The organism is Candidatus Electronema sp. TJ (assembly GCF_048287355.1).
In the GTDB taxonomy this organism is placed as follows: domain Bacteria; phylum Desulfobacterota; class Desulfobulbia; order Desulfobulbales; family Desulfobulbaceae; genus Electronema.
In genome coordinates this window covers 14,284-16,116 of the sequence record NZ_JBLWEP010000036.1, presented here as the reverse complement: position 1 = coordinate 16,116, position 1,833 = coordinate 14,284, and the positions used below count along the sequence as shown (strand labels likewise).

Below are 1,833 nucleotides of genomic sequence, written 5' to 3'. Positions count from 1 at the left end.
GCGGCCAGCCCGGAGCAGCTTGCCGCTGTTTTGCCGGAAACATTGCAGGCAAAGGTCATCTGCGCGGCCTCGATTCCTGCGGCCCTTGATCAGGCTCGCGCGGAAGCGGCTGAAGATGACCTGATTTGTGTGTCCGGCTCGCTCTATTTGATTGGCGCGGCCCGTGAGCTGCTCCTGGGAGGCTTGACCGATGCGGAAAAATAACGACTGGGATGATCTCAGCTTCGGCGTGGACGATGCCTTTGTCCGCGCCGAGCGCAACAAGGCCAGAGACTTGCGCCGCAGCCGCTGGTGGCAGCAAAAAATCGCGCCGGGCCTCTGTCATTATTGCCAACGGAAGTTTCCGGCCCGCGAACTGACTATGGATCACGTGGTGCCCCTGTCCGTTGGAGGCCGTTCGGTGAAAAACAACCTTGTTCCCTGCTGCAAGGAATGCAACAGCGCCAAAAGAGCCTCTCTTCCCCCTGAGCTGGAAGCCTTGTGAGCGGCTGGCAAGACGTTGACATATCGATTAGTTGTTTTCTTTTTTAAGGAGAAAAAGAAAAGGCTTGCTTTTTCTTGAAAAGAGAGTATATTGCGCCGAATGATGACAGATGATGATCGACGATGACTGAACAGTGATCGACGATGATTGATAGTGAACCATCAACGAGGTGCAGGTTATGAGTTTTCTCGAAGGACTGCTGTGGCTGTCGCTGAACATCTATCACGAAGCCCGCAGCGAACCCCAGATCGGGCAGCTCGCCGTCGCCCATGTCACACTCAACCGGGCCAATCAAGGCAATCGAACGGTTGAGGAAGTAGTCACTGCTCCTAAGCAGTTCAGCTGGACGTTTCTTCAGAAATCCTATCTTCCCACTGAGCCGGAAGCGTTCGCCGCCAGTGTCCAGAGCGCGATGAAGGCGATGACCAGCCAGGATTTCACCAAAGGAGCGACGTACTACCATCGCCACGATGTGCAGCCCAAATGGGCCAAGAGCAAAACCTATGTCGCCACCTACGGCGATCATCTTTTCTACCGCAACTGATCCCGCCCTCCGAGCCGCGAGGCAGCCGCTGTGCGCAGCCGCTGTTTCGCGGCTCCTGTTTTCCCCTCAAAAATATCTCCGCTGCGCAGTTCCGGCTGGAACTAATCCAGAAAACGGTTATAGTGAATAACTGACACGTCAATCCGCAGCCTAAGGATTATTTTTTGTGCATTCAGACGGAAAGCATTCTATTGCCAAGCAGGTGACTGTCTGGCAATCAGCGGCCTTCGCATGCATCATCGCCTTAATTTGGCTGGACGAGATCATCGACATTCCCGCCCTGCTGCTCGGCGCGCCAAACACGCCGGTGAACTGGCGGGAGTCGCTTTTTGAAAGCGTGATCATAGCTCTGGTCTGGGTTTTTGTTATCCGTTCGACCAACAAGCTGTTTCAGCGAATGAAATATCTGGAAGGTCTGCTGTCGATCTGCGCTGCCTGCAAACGCATCCGGGGGCAGGACGGCGGCTGGCGGCCGCTGGAAACATATATCACAGAACAGTCTGACGCGCACTTCACGCATGGCATCTGCCCGGACTGTGCGGAACGGCTGTATCCTGATTTCAATCCGTATAAGAACAGAGCGGCTGGCTGATTTTTTACAGAAGAACAAAGCATCATCATGCCCAATTCCCCAAAAAATGACAGCAAAGCCGTTTTTGATCTGAAAGGTGCGGCGTTCACCATTCCGGTGCTGTCGTTGCGGAGGAATGAGCTGGACGAGCTGGCGGCTCAGCTGGCGGAAAAGGTGCGGCAAGCACAGGATTTTTTCCGCCATGCGCCGGTGGTGATCAGCCTGCGGGAGCTG

3 protein-coding genes and 2 pseudogenes are annotated in these 1,833 nt (G+C 54.9%); all 5 read left to right on the top strand.

Annotation, left to right across the window (positions count from 1 at the left end; all coding sequences use genetic code 11):
* A pseudogene (locus ACNKID_RS04515) lies at nucleotides 1-204 on the top strand (bifunctional folylpolyglutamate synthase/dihydrofolate synthase); the annotation flags it as partial.
* A complete protein-coding gene (locus tag ACNKID_RS04510) occupies nucleotides 191-484 on the top strand; it encodes an HNH endonuclease (RefSeq protein WP_417912243.1) in 294 nt (97 codons plus the stop codon). The pseudogene ACNKID_RS04515 and the gene ACNKID_RS04510, both read left to right, overlap by 14 nt.
* 178 nt (nucleotides 485-662) lie before the next feature.
* Nucleotides 663-1,028 carry a cell wall hydrolase gene (locus ACNKID_RS04505; RefSeq protein WP_417912242.1) on the top strand — a complete coding sequence of 122 codons (366 nt, stop codon included), beginning with the start codon at nucleotides 663-665 and terminating at the stop codon, nucleotides 1,026-1,028.
* Between the two features lie 166 nt (nucleotides 1,029-1,194).
* A complete protein-coding gene (locus ACNKID_RS04500) occupies nucleotides 1,195-1,620 on the top strand; it encodes a hypothetical protein (RefSeq protein ID WP_417912241.1) in 426 nt (141 codons plus the stop codon).
* Between the two features lie 27 nt (nucleotides 1,621-1,647).
* A pseudogene (locus tag ACNKID_RS04495) lies at nucleotides 1,648-1,833 on the top strand (septum site-determining protein MinC); the annotation flags it as partial.

Coding starts and splice junctions, on each gene's coding strand:
- ACNKID_RS04505 (WP_417912242.1), top strand. CDS start 663: ATGAGTTTTCTCGAAGGACTGCTGTGGCTGTCGCTGAACATCTATCAC.
- ACNKID_RS04510 (WP_417912243.1), top strand. CDS start 191: ATGCGGAAAAATAACGACTGGGATGATCTCAGCTTCGGCGTGGACGAT.